We start from the raw sequence: 17,275 nt of genomic DNA, 5'->3' as shown, positions 1-17,275 counted from the left end.
CATTTTACTCTATGTTAAATTTGACAACATGTAGGCATATCAAAGCTAATCTCAAAATCTCGCTCCTTCCATCCTTTAAATCCACCAATAAGAATTGCTACATTTTCATATCTAAGTTTCTTAGCCCATATTGCAGCAGTTATTGCGACATTTTCTCCATTATCATAAAATATAATTTCTTTTTTTCTATCCCCTAAAAAATCTATAAATTTATCTTTACTTCCTTTTGTATCTTTTTCCCAGATTCCACTAAAGTTGTTGCTAAATTCAAAATTTTTTGCATTTTTTATAAAACCAAGTATATAGATTCCTCTAGGGATTGCAGCAATAATTTGCAAATCACCGCCACTTTCAAGCTTATCTTTTAGCTCTTTTGTAGTTATTAAGCGATAATTATTTTCTTTTGCATGTTTTATTTGCATTTGGGCTATTTCTCTTTCTTGTGAATTTAGAGATTCTAAATGATTGATATTTTCTTCTATGTCTATAAATGATATTTTTTCATCACAGCCAATAAATAACAAAATAGCTACAAATAAAATCAATTTTTGCATAGACAATCAATCTCGCTTTGTATTTTTGCTAATTTTTCTTTTGTTTGATTTAGTGCGTTTTGATTGGATTCTATTAGCTCTTTTGGGGCATTTTTGATGAAATTTTGATTGCTAAGCATAGAATCTAGCTTTTCTATCTCTTTTAAGATTTTTTCTTTCTTTTTATTTAGTTTTGCTTTGATTTCATCAAGATTTATTTTATCTGTTGGGATGTAAATCTCGCAAAATTCACCAATATCAAATATTGTATTTTCTATTTTTTCACCAACAAATTCGATATTTTCACATTTACTTAGTTTTGGAATAAAAGTCTTTAATATGTCTTTATTTACTTCTTTATTTAGTTTGATATAGCAAAGTGGTATGCTTTTGTTTGCAAAATCAATGACGATTTTTGCCCGCCTTATGCTTGTAACTATATCTTTAATCATCTCAAATTCTATTACATCATCTATATTTTTATTATATGTTGGGAATTTCTCTATCATAATAGATTTTGAAGATTCTAGATTTGTGTTATTTATTTTATGATATGCAAATTCGCTCAAAAATGGCATAAATGGATGCAATAATTTCATAGCATCTCTAAAGATTCCACCAAGTTCAAATACAGCATTTTTATCTGCTTTTACAAATTCAATTCCCCAATCACAAAAATCATTAAACAAGAATCTATAAATACAACTTGCTGCATCATTAAATCTATAAGATTCTAGGGCATTCCTCATGTCATTAATACAAAGATTGAATCTATAATTTATATGCATTCCAAGTGGAGAGGTGATATCTTTTGGATTTATAAAAGCTTTATTTTCATCTTGCTGATTTCTATACATTATTAGAAAATTTAGTGCATTTAGAACTTTTGTAGCAAGTGCATTTCCTATGCTCATCGCATTTTTGCTTATCCTTATATCTCTCCCAGCAATGCAATTAAAACTAAGCGTAAAGCGTAAAATATCACTACTATATTCTTGTATAAAGACAAGCGGATCTAAGACATTGCCTTTTGATTTGCTCATTTTTCTACCAAATTCATCACATACCAAAGCATGTAAATATATATCTTTAAATGGCAATTTACCAAGTAGATTTTCTCCGCTAAATAGCATTCTTGCAACCCAGAAAAATAAAATATCAAAGCTTGTTATAAGTAGATTATTTGGGTAAAAATCATTTAAATCATTTTCATTATATAAAGATTCTGCATTATCTTTATTTCCCCAACCAAGTGTGCTAAATGCCCAAAGTCCAGAGCTAAACCAAGTATCAAGCACATCTTCATCTTGTCGCATTTCTTTTCCGCAAGATTTACATATCTCACTATCATTTTGACTTGCTATTTTTATCCCACAAGAATCACAATAAAATATAGGTATCCTATGCCCCCACCAAAGTTGCCTACTAATGCACCATGCTCTAAGTTCATTCATCCATGCATTGAAATTATTTAGCCATTGTTTTGGATAGAATCTTGCATCGCCATTATTTACTTTTTTTATCGTTTCTTTTGCAATATCTTGCTTTACAAACCATTGTTTTGATATGTATGGTTCTACGATATTACCGCAGCGATAGCATTTACCTACTTGATTTGTATAATCTTCTATTTTTTCTATAAATCCATTTTCATTTAGTTTTGATACTATCGCTTCTCTTGCGCTAAGACGTTCCATTCCACAAAATTCACCACAATGTTCATTTAAGATTCCAAATTTATCAAATATGCTTAAAAATTCTAGATTATGTCTAAGTCCTACTTCATAGTCATTTGTATCATGAGATGGGGTGACTTTTACTACACCACTTCCAAATTCCATATCAACATAAGAATCTGCAATGATTTTTATTTCTTTGCCAACAAGTGGGAGGATAACAATTTTACCTATTAAATGTTTGTATCTAGAATCTTGTGGATTTACCATCACTGCTGTATCGCCAAAATAAGTTTCTGGACGAGTTGTAGCAACTACTACATAATCATTACTATCTTTTATAAAATATCGCATGTAGTAGAGTTTTGTTTTATTTTCTTCAAATTCTACTTCTATATCAGATAATGCGCCATCGTGAGTGCACCAATTTACCATATAATCACCTTGATAAATCAGTCCTTTGTTATACCAGGTTACAAATGCTTTTTTTACAGCATTTTGCAATCCTTTATCCATAGTAAAACGCAATCTTTTCCAATTTGGTGAAGCACCTAGTCTTTTAAGCTGTGAGATTATTGTTCCGCCACTTTCTTCTTTCCATTTCCATACAGCTTTTAGAAATTCATCTCTTCCTATGTCTTCTTTTTTTATACCTTTTGCTAAAAGCTGTCTCTCAACTACATTTTGTGTAGCAATTCCTGCATGATCGATTCCTGGTTGCCAAAGCACTCTATATCCATCCATTCGCTTAAATCTGGTGATTATATCTTGAAGAGTGTAAGTTAGTGCATGTCCCATATGCAATGCACCTGTAATATTTGGTGGAGGCATCATGATGCAGAAATTTTTACCATTTTGAATGTCTTTATTTGAATCTAATTCAAAATATCCTCTATCTTCCCATATTTTATAAATTTTCTCTTCTAAAATTTGAGGGTTATATTTTTCTATTTCATTTTTTTCTTGCATATTTTAGAGCCTTAATTTTTTTGGTATAAAAATTGCTTAACTAGATTTGTAATTTTGGAGTTTTTATTTTATCCAAAAATAAATTAATACTAGGAATGCAGTGTGGTTTTTGACTTAGTTTCGCCAATACTTGGCTTTGAAGATGTTAGTTTATTAGAGTTTAATAAAATTGATGATTGTTTTGCAAATATTAATAGTAAAGAGGGTTATACTTGGACTTTGGTAAATCCATTTTTGCTTAAATCGTATTCTTTTGAGATTCCATATTATGCAAAGATTCTGCTAGATTTAAAAGATGACAGTCAAATTGAAATTTATTGTATGCTTGTATTGCAAAATCCACTTGAAGATTCTAAGGTGCAATTTATTGCCCCAATAATTTTTAATCATACAAATAAAAAAGCAATTCAATTAGTGCTATCTCCATTGCATTATCCACAATTTTCAAAACTAGAATCTCTAAAATTGTTTGCTAAATAATTGCCATTAAGTTTATTAAATAAAGAGCAGTTAGATGCTGCTTGTGCTCCTTGTGGATACAATCTAATTATAGCTAGTGCTGGCACTGGAAAAACTTCTACTATAGTTGGCAGGATTGCATATTTATTGCAAAATGGTGTAGAGGCAAATAAGATTATGTTGCTTACTTTTACAAATAAAGCTTCAAGTGAGATGATAAAACGACTAGAATCTTATTTTCCAAAAGATATCTTAAAAAATATCCAAGCAGGCACATTTCATGCTATCGCATATAGGTATCTAAAGGATAATCACAAGATTCTACTAAAGCAACCAAAAGAATTAAAAGTCTTGCTTAGAAGTATTTATAACAATAGAATCTTTAGTGATATTGGCTCATCTCCACCATATAAAGCAGATTATTTGTATGATTTATTTTCACTTTATTTAAATAGCTCTAGTGGTAGTTTTGTTGATTTTATAATAAATTATTCTAGTGAGCATGAAATCTATGCTCCAATCTATGATGATGTATTTATGGAGTTTATGGAATTAAAAAAATATTATAACTACGCATCTTATGATGATTTACTGCTTTTATATCGGGATTTGATAAAAGAAGATTCTATGTATTTTGAGGAGATTTTAGTTGATGAATACCAAGATACAAATTATTTGCAAAATAGCATTATATTCAATACAAAGGCAAAATCTCTTTTTTGTGTAGGCGATTATGACCAAAGTATTTATGCTTTTAATGGTTCTGATATAGGGATAATTGCATCATTTAAAGATAGATGTAGCAATGCAAATATATTTAGTTTGACTAAAAATTATCGCTCAAGTAGCAAAATATTAGATATTGCAAATAAAGTCATTTCAAATAATCCTAGAATCTATCCAAAACATTTAGAAGTTTTAAAAGATGTGAAAGATTCTATAGTTGAAGTGCTAAAATTTGAGGACACAAAAGAGCAATATCAATTTATAGCAAGGCATATTAGAGATTCTAAAACAAATCTAAATAATATTGCAATAATCTTTAGAAACAATGTAAGCTCTGATTATATAGAAGCAGCTTTGCGGGAACTTGGAATTGGTGTGAAGAAAAAAGGCGGTAGAAGCTTTTTTGAGAGTAAAGAAATCAGCCTTTTTATTGATATTTTAAATCTCTTTTTTAATAAGCATGATATGATGGCTTTTGTGCATGTATTGTCCATTGGAAATGGTATAGGGGAGAGTATCGCAAAAGATATTTATGATTGTCTTATCAATCTAGGTGATGGCGATATAAAAAAGGGATTATTTAATCCAAAAAATATAAAAAAGCCATATCAAAATAGATTAAAAAATGCACAACTTGGGCTATTTGATGATATATTTATAGAAGAAGATTCTGCTAGATTTAATAAAGCACTTAGTAAAAATTTTGCTTCTCATCTTTTGTTATCTCATCCAAAGTTAAAGATGGATAGTGCAATATTTTTAGATAAATTTTATAATCTATTTAATATGAAATATAATAGCCTTGATACGCTATTTAATGGTATTTTAAATAGTGATTTTTTTGGTGCAATAAAAGAAAGTGTAAGCATTAGTAGAATCAAAAATAAATACAAAATATTGCAAAAAGAAAAGATTGATGAGGAAAAAAATAATATCGATAGAAAAATAAAAATCCTATATAATCTATCAAAAAGCTATGATGATTTAGGAAGATTCCTCAATTCAATCACATTAAATAGCGCAGAATCTAGCAATGGCGATGGTGTAAATTTGCTTACAATTCATGCTTCAAAAGGTTTAGAGTTTGATGATGTATATGTGATAGATTTGATGGAGGGAAGATTCCCAAATATGAAACTTATATCTAAAAATGGAAGCTTAGAGGAAGAAAGAAGATTATTTTATGTAGCAGCTACTCGTGCCAAATACAATATATATTTTTCATATGCAAATAAAGATTCTATAAAAAATACTAATTATATTCCATCGATATTTTTAAAAGAAGCAGGGCTAGTTATTTAAAAAATCAATATAGCTTTAATTTAATATTTTTTTAAGTGCTTTTATATTTGCTAATTTTTTATAAGAAAATCTAGTGCATTTAAATAGCTCTTTGTTTTAGCTTTGTTTTGGTATGCAATATCAAATGCCACTCCATGATCCACTGATGAGCGTAAGATTGGCAAACCAAGCGTTATATTTATGCTTTCTTCAAAATAAAGTGCTTTTAGTGGAATTAGCCCTTGATCATGATACATTGCTATAAAAACTTGGTATTTTTTTCTATTTTCTTCACTAAATGCAACATCAGGAGAAATTGCACCAAAAAAAATATTTTTATTTAGTTTTTTATTTGTATATTCTATTGCCTTATTTATGATTTTATCTTCATTTCCTAGCACTCCGCCATCTCCAGCATGAGGATTTAGTCCTAGCACCAATGCTTTTTTGCATTTAAAGCTTTTATAAAATCGCTCAAAAAAATTACATAAGCTTTCAAATTCTATTTTGCTTGCCACTTTAGATAATGGAATATGATCACTAAATAATGCTACAAACATCTTTTTACAACCAAGCATCATTATTCCGCTATCATTAAAATAATGACTTAAAAAATCCGTATGCCCAACATAATCTATTCCTGCTAGATTCCATGCTTTTTTGTGTATAGGTAGAGTAAGCAAGGCGTCATTTTGTTTTTGTATAACAGAATCTAATGCACATTTTAAGCTAGTAAAGCTATACTCGCCACTTTCTTTTGTGATTTTTGCAGGATTTATTAGCTTGCAATCTTTATTTTTTATGGAATCTCTAAATTCTTTTGATAGATGTTTTTTGATATTTTTATTTTTAAAATCCTTTGGAATCTCTATTTTTAGAATCTTACTTGCAGCACTTAAAATCTCATCATCTACAAAATAAACAGGCTTGCATAGTTTTGATATTTTTTTATGTGATTTTAAGGCGATTTCTATACCTATGCCATTTATATCGCCAATACTAATTGCAATTTTTTTCATTTTTTTATTAAAGCTAGCATTTCTTTTATTGCATTTTCAAGTCCGCAAAATACTGCTCTTGCAATGATGCTATGCCCAATATTTAACTCTGTGATTTCATCTATTTTTACAATCTCGCCTACATTTTGATAGTTTAGTCCATGCCCTGCATACACTTCAAGCCCTAGATTTTTTGCAAATTTTGCACAATCATTTATATTTTTTAGAATCTCTTGATATTTTTGAAGCGGGTTTTTTATATCTAATTTATTGCAAGTAAGATTTAGATTTGTATTTAGTATCAAATAAAGATTACTAAAAAGCCCTGTATGTAGCTCGATAGCATCAGTGTTGCATTCTTTTGCTTTTTGTATTTCATCATCGCAAGCATCAATAAAAAGCGAAGTTTTAATACCACTATCTTTTATTTTTTTTACTACTTCTTTTATGTTATCTGTGATTTTCAATCCACCTTCTGTGGTGACTTCCATTCTATTTTCTGGCACTAATGTGATTGAATGAGGTTTTAGACTAATTAAATAATCAATGATTTGTTTATTTGTGCTAGATTCTATATTTATTTTTATTTGATGAGATTCTATGATTTTTCGCACATCATCATCATTTATATGTCTTCTATCTTCTCTTAAATGCAAAGTGATTTGGTCTGCCCCTGCATTTTTTACGATAAATATCGCCTCAAGAGGATCTGGATAATTTATCTTTCTTGCTTCTCTTAAAGTTGCTATATGATCTATATTTACACCTAATCTCAAAGCTAATCCTTTAATTTATCTTTTGTATAACTTCCTAGCCATTTTAATTTATTTTTCTTAAGTTCAAAGATTTCTTTTATATTGCAATCATCAATATGCCCTTCAAATTCTATATAAAACCAAAAGCTAAACCCTTTATTTTTATGCAAAGGACGAGATTCTAGCTTTATTAAATTTATATTTTTTTTATTAAATTCATAAAGTAGTTTTGCTAGCGTTCCTGGCTTATCTGAATTGTTTATAAATGCACATAGCGAAGTTTTATCATTATTTGTAGAATTTGTCTTAAAATCACTAATGATAAAAAATCTAGTTGTATTTTCACTGCTATCTTCGATATTTTCAAACATTATTGGTAGATTGCATATTTTTGCAGCGATATTTGAGCATATTGCAGCACTATTTGGTGTAATAGAGGCTGTTTTTGCAGCTTTTGCAGTAGAATCTAGAGGAATTAATTCTACATTTTGAAGTGAGTAATTATTCAAAAAATCTCTACATTGCCCAAATGCAATATCTTTTGAAAATACTTTTTTGATATTTGATATTAATTTTTCATTTGAAGCAAAACTATGATGGATAGAGAGATTTGCTTCTGCTACGATTTTTACATCATATTTTGCTAGATAATCAAGACTTTCGCCTACAATTCCATTGCTATTATTTTCGATAGGAATTACGCCGTATTTTACGCTACCATTTGCTACAGATTTAAAGATGGATTCTATATTGTTGCTTGATATGTATTCGCTTAATTTGCCAAATTTTTCTACTGCAACTTGATGTGTAAAACTCCCAATAGGTCCCAAAAATGCAACTCTTTGTGGCAATTCTAAGAATCTGCTTGTTGCAAATATTTCTTGATAGATTGCCTCAATTCCTTTTTGTGTGATATTTGTTTTGTTTTGCCCTATTAATCGATAGATTATTTCTTTTTCTCTTTTTGGGTGATAGATTGCTACATTTGATTTTAGTTTTAATTGTCCTATTTCTTTTACGATTCCCATTCTTTTATCAAGAAGATTTAGTATTTCATCATCGATTTTATCAATCTTTTTTCTTAGCTCTTTAAAATTCATCATTATCTCCCAAATAAGGCTTTTCTTTCGCGATTAAATCCTCAAAGCTCTCTCTTTTACAAATCAGCTTTTCTTTACCTTCAATCAAAGCTACTTCAGCACATTTTGTTCTTGAATTGTAATTACTTGACATACTAAAACCATATGCTCCAGCAGATTGTATCACTATCAAATCTCCACTTTTTGTAGGTGGTAAAATAATATCTTTTGCTAGATAATCGCCACTCTCACAAATTGGTCCAACAATATCAGCTTTATCTATAAAATCATTTTTTTCACTCAATATTGGTGGAATTTCTAAAGATTTGCTATCTATGCTTATGTGAGTTATGCCATGTTTTGCATTATAAAGCGAAGGTCGAAGCAAGTCATTCATAGCTGCATCAATAATGCAGAATCTCTTGCCTTTATTGTATTTTTCATAGATTACTTTTGATACTAAGATTCCATTATTTCCTACTATATATCGCCCTGGTTCTACAATGATACTTAGATCAAGTCCATTTAGTGCTTTTAAGATTCCTTGTGCATAAGAATATAAATCTATTGTCTCTTCATTTTCATATTTTATGCCTATTCCGCCACCTATATCGATGAATTTTAAATCAATCTTTAATGCTAACAAAAGAAATACTAAATCCACTATTTTTTCCATACTTTGCATGATTGGAGTAGAATCTAATAGCTGACTGCCTATATGAAAGTGTATGCCTATTGGATTTAGATGTTTTGAATTATTTGCGTATATATACATAGCTTTTGCACTCTCCATATCTACGCCAAATTTATTTTCTCTTAATCCTGTTGATATGTAAGGGTGAGTTTTTGCATCTACATCGGGATTTACTCTAATGCTAATTCTTGCATGTTTATTCATCGCTTTTGCAATAGATTCTATCCTTAATAATTCCATCTTAGATTCTACATTTATAAACAATATATCAGAATCTAGGGCTTCTTTTATATCATCATCATTTTTTCCAACTCCGCTATAAATAATCTTGTATTTTGGGATTCCAGCAAGAATTGCTTTTTTTACTTCATTTATAGATACACAATCCGCACCACAATCTAGTTTTGCTAAAAATGATAGCAATGATAGATTTGAATTTGCTTTTAGTGCATAACAAAGTAAAGATTTTCTAGCTTTAAATGCTTGTTTAAATTCCAATACTCTATCTTTTATTCCATCAAAATCATAAATATATAGCGGAGTTTTGTATTTTTGTGCAAGTTGTATAATAGAATCCTGTGTAATCAATCTTTTCTTCCCTTAATTTTAAATATCAAAATATGGATTCTAAAATAAAAAATAACAAATCAAGCTAAATTTTAAGGTAAATGCTATCTAAAAATTTGTGTATATAATTGTATTTGATATTTGTAATGTTAAAATTCAAAAATAGATATAATTACTTTTTGCAAGGAAGTTAATAATAATGCATGATTACAAAAGCGAAGTTGATACTAGATTAGTCTTACCAAAAATGTCAAAAGTCGTGATGTTAAATGACGATTACACAACCCAAGATTTTGTTGTATCTGTATTAAAAGATGTGTTTGATAAAAATACAAGCGAAGCGACAAATATTATGCTTGAGATTCATAATAATGGCAGAGGAATATGTGGAATCTATACATATGATATAGCACAAACAAAAGCAAATATCGCTATACAAAAATCTAGGCAAGCTGGATTCCCACTAAGAATAATAGTAGAGGAAGAGTAGTGAAAAAAATAGATGATAATTTGCATAAAGTGATAAATAATGCATTTACTTTAGCGCAAGAATTAGGACACAATATAATCACAACAGAGCATATTTTTTTATCATTATTAGATGATACTAATGCAAATAATTTTATAAAAAATTTAGGTGGTGATACAGATGAACTTCATATGCAAACATTAAATTATTTACATACTTTTATACAAAAGTCAATCGAACTTCAAAAACCTATATATACAGCACCTTTAGAAAATATTTTTTCTACAATGATAAATCTATCAAATAGCGCAAATAAACCTTTGGTTGATATTTATGATTTACTTATTGCAATTACATATGATAAAAAAGCATATAGCACTATGTTATTAGAATCTCAAAATATTCAAAGAGTAGATATTTTAGAATCTATAACAAATATGGATAAAGACAAGGGAAATCAAATAGATAAAGCAAATAATCCATTAGAGCTATATACTAGAGAGCTTGTTAGTCTTGCAAAAAGTGGCAAAATAGATCCTGTTATTGGTAGAGATGAAGAGATAAAGCGAGTTTGTGAAGTATTATGTAGAAGAAAGAAAAATAATCCCCTTTTAGTTGGTGAGCCAGGCGTTGGTAAAACTGCTATTGCAGAAGGGATTGCCTTAAATATCGCAAATAATGATGTGATAAATGAGATGAAAGATTGCAAGATTTATGCGCTTGATTTAGGCGCTCTTCTTGCAGGGACAAAATATAGAGGTGATTTTGAAAAGCGAATAAAAGATATTTTAAATACATTAGAAAATATTAACAATGCTATTATCTTTATTGATGAGATTCATACGATTGTTGGGGCGGGCAGCACAAGTGGAGGAAGCATTGATGTTTCAAACTTATTAAAGCCAGCACTTGCAAATGGCACACTTAGATGTATTGGTGCTACAACTCATAGCGAATTTAGAAATCATTTTGATAAAGACAAAGCTCTTTCTCGTCGTTTTGCAAAGATTAATGTAGATGAGCCAAGCAATGAAGATGCAATCAAAATATTATCATCACTCTCCCCAATTTATGAAAAATTTCACAATGTTTCATATAGCAAAGAGGCAATAGAATCTTGTGTTGTTTTATCAAATAAATTTATAAATGATAGATTCTTGCCCGATAAAGCTATTGATTTGTTGGATGAAGCTGGCGCTTATTTTAAAATCTATGGCAAAACAAAATCCAAAAAAGAAAAATCTAAAAAAATAAAAATCAATAGAGCTGATATTGAATTTTTAGTATCAAAAAATACAAAATTACCGCTATCACAGAATCTAGATGAAAAAGTATTGTTAAAATCACTAAAAAAACGTTTGCAAAGTAGAATCTTTGGACAAAGCGAAGCAATAGAATCTTTGTATAAAAGCCTGCTAAAGAATAAAGCAGGACTTGGAAATGCAAATAAACCAATCGGTGTATTTTTATTTACAGGTGCAAGTGGTGTAGGAAAAAGTGAGCTAGCAAAAGAATTAGCACTAAATCTAAATATCAATTTTTTACGATTTGATATGAGTGAATATGCAGAATCTCATACTATTTCTAGGCTTATTGGCGCTCCAGCAGGATATGTTGGCTTTGAACAAGGTGGGTTATTAGTAGAATCTATTCGTAAAACTCCACATTGTGTATTGCTTTTAGATGAAATAGAAAAAGCCCATGAGAGTATTTATAATCTACTTCTTCAAGTATTTGATAACGCTACATTGACTGATAATAGCGGCAATAAGGCTGATTTTAGAAATGTGATTATTATAATGACTTCAAATATCACAGCAAAAAATCTTCCAACTCTTGGTTTTGGTATGGATAAAAATTCTTCACATGATAAGTCTATAAAAGATTTATTTTCACCGGAGCTAAAAAATCGAATTGATTGTATTTGTCATTTCAATAATTTAGATGATAATTGTTTGAAACTAATCATCAAAAAACAAATACAAGATTTAAATTCACAGCTAAAAAATGTAACACTTCAACTTAATGCAAATGTGTATGATTATTTGCTCTCACTTAATTTTGACAGAAGTTTGGGTGCAAGAGAGATTGCAAGATTGCTTGATATTCATATCAAAACCCCACTTAGTGAGTTATTGTTATTTGGGAATCTAAAAGATAATGCAAAAATACAGGTATCTTGCAAAGATAATAAATTAGATTTTAGACACTTTTAAGTGTTTTATCTTTGATTGTTTTTTAAAATTGGTATGTTTAAGTTAAGTACAAATATATTTTTATAAAAAGATTAAAATAATCATTAAGATATAAAGCAGATTGCAAAAAAATATAATAGAATATATAAAATTACTTAAAAATTTTTAAGTAGTAAATTAGCAGTTATAAATCTATCTATTAGAGGTGGGTATTTTATGATTAGAAAAATTGATACCAATTGGAAAATATATAATGCTTTTATTTGGCGCGGGGATTATTTTCATCCAATAAAAGAGTTTAATTCATTTGAATTATCTAACTTAATAGGCATTGATGAACAAAAAGAAATACTATTAAGAAATACAGAATCTTTTTTAAATAATAATAATGGCTTAAATGTATTGCTATATGGTCCTAGAGGATGTGGGAAAAGCACTCTTGCAAGAGCTGTATTTACTCATTTTTTAGATTATGGTCTAAAAATCATTCAAGTATCAACTAGAGATATAGATTCTCTTCCATTACTCATAGATGCAATGAGAGAACAGCCATATAAATTTATTGTTTTTTGTGATGATTTGAGTTTTGAACAAGGCGATTTATCATATCAAGCACTAAAAGTCGTGCTTGATGGCTCAATTGAGAAGATTCCAAATAATATTATTTTTTATGCTACATCAAATAGAAAACATATAATGGCTGAATATCAAAGTGATAATTTAAATACTACTATTATAAATGGAGAATTACATTTTTCTGATGCAGTTGAAGAGAGGATTTCACTAAGCGATAGGTTTGGACTTAGTATTCCATTTTATAAGATTAATGCAGAAGAATATTTGCGTATAATTGGCATTTATCTAAAAGAAGATTTAAGCGAAGAATTAAAAGTAAAAGCCTTATCATATGCTACGCAAAAAGGTCAAAGAAGCGGCAGGGTTGCTTATGATTTTTTTAGAGCAATAAAAATTGGTTTAATAAAATAATAAAGGTATTAAGATGATTAAAAAATGTTTATTTCCAGCAGCTGGATATGGCACTAGATTTCTTCCTGCAACAAAAGCTATTCCAAAAGAAATGCTACCTATAAATTCAAAGCCACTTATTCAATATGGTGTTGAAGAGGCACTAGAGGCATCTTGTGATACTATGGCAATTGTAACAGGGCGAGGAAAAAGAGCTATTGAAGATCATTTTGATGTGAGTTATGAACTAGAACATCAATTAAAAAGTGCAAAAAAAGAGCATTTACTGCGTGAAACTATTGATGTGATAAATAATTGTTCATTCACATATATTCGTCAAAAAGAGATGAAAGGTTTAGGACATGCAATATTGACAGGTCAAAAGCTAATTGGTAATGAAGCATTTGGTGTCATTTTAGCGGATGATTTGTGTATAAATGATTCTGGGAAAAATGTGCTTGCTCAAATGGCTGAGATTTATAATCGCTTTCAATGCTCTATTGTTGCAATACAAGAAGTAGAATCTAGTGATTTAGATAAATATGGCGTGATTGATGGCGTTTGTATAGAAGATTCTATATATGAGATTAAAAGCATGATAGAAAAGCCAGAGCCAAAAGAAGCACCAAGTAATCTTGCTGTAATTGGTAGATATATTTTAACTCCAGATATTTTTGAGATTCTAAAATATACAATGCCAGATAAAAGAGGCGAGATTCAAATAACAGATGCCCTAAATAGAGCTGCTAAAAGCACAAGAGTTTTAGCATATAAATTCAAAGGTATTCGATATGATTGCGGTAGTAATGAAGGATTTATCAAAGCAAATGTAGATTTGTATAATAAAATGAAAGATTAGATTTGTATCAAGTATCTTATTTTTTACTTTTTTATATCATTGAAATCTTAACTTTATCTATTTTGCTACTCTTTTTGTTTTTTAGTAATTTTTTTAGCTACACAAAAGAGCCAATAGCCCCAAAGACAACTCTTGATTTATTAATAGATCAAATAAAAAATTCAAATGAGGATAAAGAAGTTTTAGATTCTGTGATGCATGAATTTTATACGCATTTTTACAATATCTCTTCAAAAAGTAGTAATTTTAATACTTGGTTAAAACTAATTCAAGAAATTACTCTACTTGATTATATGAGTGTTGAACAAGCTGCTCAATTTAGAGATGATTTATCAAAGAAGAATCCTAGTATCAAACAAGAAATAAAACAAGCAATAGGAATTAGCTTAAAATATCGAGAAGACAATAAGAAAAAAAGGAAGTAGATTGTGGATTATTTAAGAATCAAACATAGTGATAATTTATATGGTAGTGTTAAAATTAGTGGTGCGAAAAATTCGGCATTGCCACTAATTGCTGCAACAATTTTGTCAAAAAATGATGTAGTATTAGAGAATCTGCCAAATGTTGTAGATGTAAAAGTTCTTATAAAATTGCTTACTATGCTTGGTGCAAGCAGTAAAGATATAAATGAAAATAGTGTTAGCATTAATACAAATAATATAAATAATACACAAGTTGTATATGATATGGTGCGTAAAATGCGTGCTTCTATATTGCTTCTTGGACCTCTTCTTGCTAGATTTAGAAAATGTCAAGTCAGCCTTCCGGGCGGATGTGCAATCGGGGCTAGACCTGTTGATTTGCATATTAAGGCTATGGGAAATATGGGTGCTGATATTCACATCACAAATGGATATATCAATGCAAGTGCGCCAAAAGGGCTAAAAGGAAGCAATATCATTTTTGATAAGATAACAGTAACTGGCACTGAAAATGTGATAATGGCAGCAGCTCTTGCAAAAGGCACAACAATAATAACAAATCCTGCAAAAGAACCAGAAATTATTCAATTATGTGATGTTTTAAGACAAGCAGGAGTTGAGATTAGTGGGCAAGGTAGCAATGAAATTGTGATTGTTGGAAGTGATGGCGAGCTTTTGGATTTTAAAAATATAGAAATCATACCAGATAGAATCGAGGCAGGCACTTATCTTTGTGCCGGTGCTATCACAAATTCTAGTATCACGATAAATAATGTCATACCAAAACATCTTGAGGCGATTACAAACAAACTAAAAGAAATAGGTTTTGGCATAGAAGTAGATTCTAGTAGTATTACGATTTTAAAAGCACGAGAGCTTAGTGGATTTGAAATCACTACAAGCGAATATCCTGGATTCCCAACTGATATGCAAGCACAATTTATGGCTTTGGCTACGCAATGCAATGGTGTAAGCACGATAAAAGAGAGATTATTTGAAAATCGTTTTATGCATGTAAATGAATTACAAAGACTTGGGGCAAATATATCGCTACTTGGCAATGTTGCAAATATTAGCGGTAGAAGCAATCTAATAGGTGCTGATGTGATGGCGACAGATCTTCGTGCTAGCAGTGCTTTGATCCTTGCAGCACTTATTGCAAGTGGAGAAACAAGGATTCATAGAATCTATCATCTTGATAGAGGTTATGAAAAAATAGAACAAAAGCTATCAACAATTGGTGTAAAAATAGAGCGTCTAAAAGGTGATAAAATCTAGATTTTATTTGCTGCAACAAATATAGAAGCTGTTTTTGCACGCATTATCAAAGGATTGTCTATTCCAAATAGCCTATCTTTTAGCAATTCTCTCTCGTTTTTACTAAATCCACCTTCAGCTCCAATAATAAAGCTATTATGATTTTTTATATTAATTCTATTATCATTAAAATCTAGTGCTATAGAATCTCTATAAATATTTAATACTTCGTTTAAATTTTTCATTATTTCTATTTTCATAATACTCAATCTTCCGCATTGCATTGATGAATTTAGTAGAATCTTATGTAATTTTTCGATATTTATTTTTTCATTTCTCTGGCTAAAATCACTATAAAAAAATGTAATTTTTTCTACAAATAATTCATTTAGATATGGAAGGGTTTTGCTAAATTCATTCATATCAATTATTGCTTGAATGATATGTGTTTTTGGGCTATTTTGTTTTATAGATTTAGAATCTATTAGCTCTAGAGTTGCTTGCTTTTTTCCTACTTGTAATATTTTGTAACTATAAAGCTTAGAATCTAACATATTTGCTAATATCAAAATAGAATCTTTTTGTCGCCTTACATTGAATACATGATGGAATGCTTGATTATCTAAGATTATATTTTTTTCTCCAGAATCTTTATGATATAAAAATTGCAAAATATTATCCTAGAAAAAATATCAAAGTAGCAAAAAGATAGATTGTATAAAGGATTCTGCTTTGTTTGATATAGTTTTTTATAAGTGATGGTTTTTTACGCACTATGCGAAGTTTTTTTATTCTTTTTATTTCAAGTGCAATGATTGCAATATTTATAAAAATCATTAACAATATCATAAAATTTATATGAAATTTCATCATCGCAAAAATACTAAATCCACTAATCAAAGTAACTGCCAATATCCCAAATAATACAGGAGTTAAATACCACATATATTTATGCACTTTATAAAAATCATTGATAAATAAAATAATAAGATTTGCTATTATGATTATTAGCAATGATATTCCAATAGCATAGTGGAATCCTATCGCATGGCTTAGTGCTAATGCCTCCATCACCCCTCTTTGTTTGTATATAAAGTTAGAGATTATAACAAAAGGTGGCAAATATATAAAGAGATTCTAAAAATATAGACGCCACAGATTAATCACTTGATAAATATAGATTATATGATGATTTTTAAATGAATGTATTTTTTAATTACAATTAGAATCTAGAAAAATCCTTGCAATAAAAATAAATAGCAATATAAAGAAAAACCGCTAAATACTTTGATTTTTTTTGGGATATTAAAGGTTAATAATAAAATTTATCATTTAAGCATTTAAAAGAATTTTTATTATATTATTTA

The 17,275-nt window shown here is 29.1% G+C and carries 16 protein-coding genes; 8 read left to right on the top strand and 8 right to left on the bottom strand.

The genetic code is table 11. The features are described from left to right. Positions 1–14: 14 nt before the first annotated feature. Both CQA42_RS03125 and CQA42_RS03120 read right to left on the bottom strand, forming a co-directional pair. Positions 15–554 carry a rhodanese-like domain-containing protein gene (locus tag CQA42_RS03125; RefSeq protein ID WP_147289252.1) on the bottom strand — a complete coding sequence of 180 codons (540 nt, stop codon included), beginning with the start codon at positions 552–554 and terminating at the stop codon, positions 15–17. After that, entirely contained in the window at positions 542–3,178 is a 2,637-nt protein-coding gene (locus CQA42_RS03120) for a valine--tRNA ligase (RefSeq protein WP_115583240.1), read from the bottom strand. Before CQA42_RS03120 ends, CQA42_RS03125 begins: the two co-directional genes overlap by 13 nt. A gap of 102 nt (positions 3,179–3,280) precedes the next feature. On the opposite strand from CQA42_RS03120, the gene fliW reads away from it, so the two are divergent. Then, on the top strand, positions 3,281–3,658 hold the full coding sequence (gene fliW / locus CQA42_RS03115) for a flagellar assembly protein FliW (RefSeq protein WP_115583239.1): 378 nt from the start codon (positions 3,281–3,283) through the stop codon (positions 3,656–3,658). Further along, positions 3,659–5,665: an ATP-dependent helicase gene (locus CQA42_RS03110; RefSeq protein WP_115583238.1), complete on the top strand. Its 2,007-nt coding sequence runs from the start codon at positions 3,659–3,661 to the stop codon at positions 5,663–5,665. Between the two features lie 50 nt (positions 5,666–5,715). On the opposite strand, the gene pdxA is transcribed toward CQA42_RS03110, so the two are convergent. The 4 genes from pdxA to lysA are packed head-to-tail and all read right to left on the bottom strand — an operon-like array spanning position 5,716 to position 9,755. Beyond that, positions 5,716–6,663, bottom strand: coding sequence for a 4-hydroxythreonine-4-phosphate dehydrogenase (pdxA, locus tag CQA42_RS03105; RefSeq protein WP_115583237.1), 948 nt, complete (start codon positions 6,661–6,663; stop codon positions 5,716–5,718). Next, positions 6,660–7,418, bottom strand: coding sequence for a pyridoxine 5'-phosphate synthase (locus tag CQA42_RS03100; protein WP_115583236.1), 759 nt, complete (start codon positions 7,416–7,418; stop codon positions 6,660–6,662). Before CQA42_RS03100 ends, pdxA begins: the two co-directional genes overlap by 4 nt. Positions 7,419–7,420: 2 nt before the next feature. Beyond that, positions 7,421–8,497, bottom strand: coding sequence for a bifunctional chorismate mutase/prephenate dehydratase (locus tag CQA42_RS03095; protein WP_115583235.1), 1,077 nt, complete (start codon positions 8,495–8,497; stop codon positions 7,421–7,423). Further along, positions 8,487–9,755: a diaminopimelate decarboxylase gene (gene lysA, locus CQA42_RS03090; RefSeq protein WP_115583525.1), complete on the bottom strand. Its 1,269-nt coding sequence runs from the start codon at positions 9,753–9,755 to the stop codon at positions 8,487–8,489. Before lysA ends, CQA42_RS03095 begins: the two co-directional genes overlap by 11 nt. A gap of 181 nt (positions 9,756–9,936) precedes the next feature. Here lysA and CQA42_RS03085 point away from each other — a divergent pair, with 181 nt between their 5' ends. From CQA42_RS03085 to murA, 6 genes are all read left to right on the top strand, one after another. Continuing rightward, on the top strand, positions 9,937–10,227 hold the full coding sequence (locus CQA42_RS03085; RefSeq protein WP_115583234.1) for an ATP-dependent Clp protease adaptor ClpS: 291 nt from the start codon (positions 9,937–9,939) through the stop codon (positions 10,225–10,227). After that, on the top strand, positions 10,227–12,422 hold the full coding sequence (locus CQA42_RS03080; RefSeq protein WP_258865546.1) for an AAA family ATPase: 2,196 nt from the start codon (positions 10,227–10,229) through the stop codon (positions 12,420–12,422). The genes CQA42_RS03085 and CQA42_RS03080 overlap by 1 nt, the downstream gene beginning before the upstream one ends. Positions 12,423–12,617: 195 nt before the next feature. Further along, positions 12,618–13,388, top strand: coding sequence for an ATP-binding protein (locus CQA42_RS03075; protein ID WP_115583233.1), 771 nt, complete (start codon positions 12,618–12,620; stop codon positions 13,386–13,388). Positions 13,389–13,401: 13 nt separating this feature from the next. Then, complete coding sequence (gene galU, locus CQA42_RS03070; RefSeq protein WP_115583232.1) at positions 13,402–14,226, top strand: UTP--glucose-1-phosphate uridylyltransferase GalU; 825 nt, start codon at positions 13,402–13,404, stop codon at positions 14,224–14,226. Positions 14,227–14,300: 74 nt separating this feature from the next. Continuing rightward, on the top strand, positions 14,301–14,651 hold the full coding sequence (locus CQA42_RS03065; protein WP_147289251.1) for a hypothetical protein: 351 nt from the start codon (positions 14,301–14,303) through the stop codon (positions 14,649–14,651). Positions 14,652–14,654: 3 nt separating this feature from the next. After that, the gene (gene murA / locus CQA42_RS03060) at positions 14,655–15,929 is read left to right on the top strand and encodes a UDP-N-acetylglucosamine 1-carboxyvinyltransferase (protein ID WP_115583230.1); all 1,275 of its coding nucleotides are present in this window, start codon (positions 14,655–14,657) and stop codon (positions 15,927–15,929) included. Here the strand turns inward: murA and CQA42_RS03055 are convergent. After that, positions 15,926–16,579, bottom strand: coding sequence for an RsmE family RNA methyltransferase (locus CQA42_RS03055; protein ID WP_181881480.1), 654 nt, complete (start codon positions 16,577–16,579; stop codon positions 15,926–15,928). The genes murA and CQA42_RS03055 overlap by 4 nt on opposite strands. A 4-nt stretch (positions 16,580–16,583) precedes the next feature. Further along, on the bottom strand, positions 16,584–16,979 hold the full coding sequence (locus CQA42_RS03050; RefSeq protein WP_115583228.1) for a hypothetical protein: 396 nt from the start codon (positions 16,977–16,979) through the stop codon (positions 16,584–16,586). Positions 16,980–17,275 lie beyond the last annotated feature (296 nt).

It is taken from the genome of Helicobacter sp. MIT 99-5507 (genome assembly GCF_003364295.1).
GTDB lineage: Bacteria > Campylobacterota > Campylobacteria > Campylobacterales > Helicobacteraceae > NHYM01.
The sequence above is the reverse complement of the archived record's forward strand: the minus strand, read 5'-3'. Positions and strand labels throughout refer to the sequence as shown.

Excerpts from the sequence above, each read along its gene's own strand:
- pdxA (WP_115583237.1), bottom strand. The coding sequence starts at position 6,663 with ATGAAAAAAATTGCAATTAGTATTGGCGATATAAATGGCATAGGTATA.
- CQA42_RS03095 (WP_115583235.1), bottom strand. The coding sequence starts at position 8,497 with ATGAATTTTAAAGAGCTAAGAAAAAAGATTGATAAAATCGATGATGAA.
- CQA42_RS03085 (WP_115583234.1), top strand. The coding sequence starts at position 9,937 with ATGCATGATTACAAAAGCGAAGTTGATACTAGATTAGTCTTACCAAAA.
- CQA42_RS03075 (WP_115583233.1), top strand. The coding sequence starts at position 12,618 with ATGATTAGAAAAATTGATACCAATTGGAAAATATATAATGCTTTTATT.
- CQA42_RS03050 (WP_115583228.1), bottom strand. The coding sequence starts at position 16,979 with ATGGAGGCATTAGCACTAAGCCATGCGATAGGATTCCACTATGCTATT.
- CQA42_RS03125 (WP_147289252.1), bottom strand. The coding sequence starts at position 554 with ATGCAAAAATTGATTTTATTTGTAGCTATTTTGTTATTTATTGGCTGT.
- galU (WP_115583232.1), top strand. The coding sequence starts at position 13,402 with ATGATTAAAAAATGTTTATTTCCAGCAGCTGGATATGGCACTAGATTT.
- CQA42_RS03120 (WP_115583240.1), bottom strand. The coding sequence starts at position 3,178 with ATGCAAGAAAAAAATGAAATAGAAAAATATAACCCTCAAATTTTAGAA.